The following is a 2,787-nucleotide window of genomic DNA, read 5'->3' as shown; positions in this document are numbered from 1 at the left end:
ACCACACCATCGACTACCAAGGCCGCACCGACCACCAGGTCAAAATCCGCGGCTACCGCATCGAAACCACCGACATCGACGCCACCCTCACCCGGCACCCCGCCGTCCGCACCAGCCACACCACCGTCCACACCCACGACAACACCACCCACCTCACCACCTACCTCACCCTCACCACCCCAGAGCACCTCCACTCAACCGGCACGGAAACCGAGGACGGCTGCCGCACCGGCGTAGCCTCGGACAACGGGTCGATCCCCTCCGAAGCCCTCGTGCTCAAGCCGGCCCCGGGCACCCTGCAAGACCTGCGCACCCACCTGCGCACCCACCTCCCCACCTGGATGCACCCGGCCCACCTGGTCGTACTCCGCCATTTCCCGCTCACCCCCAGCGGAAAGATCGACCGGTCGAAGCTTCCGCCGCCCCCGGAGTCCACCTCCGCCCGCGGCCATCGGCCCGCCGTCACCCCCGCCCAGCAAGCCGTCGCCGGAATCTGGCGGGAACTCCTCGGTCACCCGGATCCCGGGCTCGACGACAACTTCTTCGAGCTCGGCGGCCACTCGCTGCTCGCCACGCAGGCCGTCACCCGCATCCGCCACGAGTGGGGCGCCGACCTCCCCCTGCGGGCCGTCTTCGAACACCCCACCGTCGGCGAACTCGCCCAAGCCCTCGAAGAGACCACGCTCGTCAGGCAGGATGCCGAGCCCGTCTGGAACGGTGAACGCCCGGAGCGGATCCCGCTCTCCTCCCCCCAGCGACGCCTCTGGTTCCTCGACCAGCTCAGTCCCGGCGCCGGCACCTACACCGTCGCCGGAGCGCTCACCCTCACCGGCGACCTCGACACCGGTGCCCTCTCGGCCGCCCTCACCGACGTCGTCGCCCGCCACGAAACCCTGCGCACCGTCTTCCCCGCCGACGACCAGGGCCCCCGCCAGCACATTCTCCCGCCGCGCTTACATCCCCTCCCCCACACCGACCTCACCGCGATCCACGAGACCGACAGCGGGGAGTCCGCCGACACCGCCGCCGCCCGGCTCGGCGAGCTCACCGCCCGGCTCGTCGCCGAACCCTTCGACCTGGCCGCCGGACCCCTGTTCCGCACCCACCTGGCCACAACCGGGCCCGCCGAGCACCACCTCGTCGTCACCGCCCACCACATCGTCTGCGACGGCTGGTCCCTCACCGTCCTCCTCGACGAACTCACCACCCTCTACCACCACCACACCACCACACCGCCGGGGACACCCCCGCCGCTGGCGCCGCTCCGGGCCACCTACACCGACCACACCCTGCGCCAGCACCACCGCACCACCACCCCCGACCACCACCAAGACCTCGCCTACTGGACAGACCACCTCGCGGACCCGCCGCCCGCACTCGACCTGCCCACCGACCGGCCGCGCCCCCACACCCCCACCCACCGCGGCCGCACCCACCACCACACCCTCCCCGCGGCTCTGGTCACCGGGCTCACCGCCCTGGCCCACGGCACCGGCACCACGCCCCACATGACCCTGCACGCCGCTCTGGCCGTACTCCTGCACCGCCTCACCGGCCAGCACGACCTGATCATCGGCACTCCCATCGCCAACCGCACCCACCCCCACCTCGAACCCCTCATCGGCTTCTTCGCCAACACCCTCCCCATCCGCACCACCATCACCGGCGACCCCACCTACCGCACCCTCCTCGCCCGCACCCGAACCACCGCCCTGGCCGCCCAGGAACACCAGCACCTCCCCCTCGAACAGCTCGTCCAGCACCTCCACCTCGACCGCGACCACACCCGCAACCCGCTCTTCCAGATCATGCTCACCCACAACCCGGTCCCACCCCGCAGCCACCACACCCCGCACCTCGTCATCACCCCCCGTCTCCTGCCCACCCACACCGCCAAATTCGATCTCACGGTCACGGTCACCCCCCGCGACGACGGCACCCTGCACACCGAATGGGAGTACGCCACCGACCTGTTCGACCACGCCACGATCGCCCGCGTCGCCGGCCACTACCAGACCCTCCTGCACCACCTCGTGCTCGACCCCGACCGGCCCGTCACCGTCCTCCCCCTGCTCACCCCCCGCCAACGCCGGCACAACCTCCACGCCCACAACCCTCCGGCCCCCCGGTTCACCGGATCCGCCGTACGGTCACCGGGCGGGGGATTCGCCCATGAGCTGCTCACCGCACAGGCTCGTTCGCGCCCCGACGAGATCGCCCTGGTCGACGAGGCCGGCCACTCCCTCACCTACCGGCAGCTCGACCATCGGACCGACCACCTCGCCGCCCACCTCACCCACCTGGGCGCCGCCCCCGACACCCTGGTCGGCCTGCACGCCACCCGCGGAGCCGAACTCCTCATCGGCCTCCTCGCCGTCCTCAAGACCGGCGCCGCCTACCTCCCTCTGGACCCCACCTACCCCGACCACCGGCTCACCCAGATCATCAACGGCTCCAAACCGATCCTGATCCTCACCCAGGATCTCCACCACCAGCCTCCCCCCACCGCCACACCCACCCGCGACATCTCCGCTCTCCTCACCACACCCCCGCCGACGTCGGCATCGCCGCCGCCCCTCCACCCCGAGCACCTGGCCTACGTCATCCACACCTCCGGCAGCACCGGCACCCCCAAAGGCGTCGCCGTCACCCACGCCAACCTCACCGGGTTCCTCCATGCCATGGACACCCTCCACGGCGACCCGGCCGGGACGACCCGGGACGGCGATCCCGCCCACGAGCCGCGGAACCCGGCCCCACCGGCGTCCGGCGCCGGGGGTGAACGCG

Annotated in this window: 1 protein-coding gene; it reads left to right on the top strand. The window is 71.7% G+C overall.

The window, feature by feature from the left end; genetic code table 11:
- Positions 1 to 2,787 (top strand): condensation domain-containing protein (locus tag RUR_RS09205; protein ID WP_283134731.1); only part of this gene is annotated, 2,787 nt, incomplete at both ends.

Origin of the sequence: Rhizohabitans arisaemae (assembly GCF_025996515.1) — a bacterium.
Classification (GTDB): Bacteria; Actinomycetota; Actinomycetes; order Streptosporangiales; family Streptosporangiaceae; genus Rhizohabitans; species Rhizohabitans arisaemae.
Note: the sequence above shows the minus strand (reverse complement) of the source record. Positions and strands in the feature narration are given on the sequence as shown.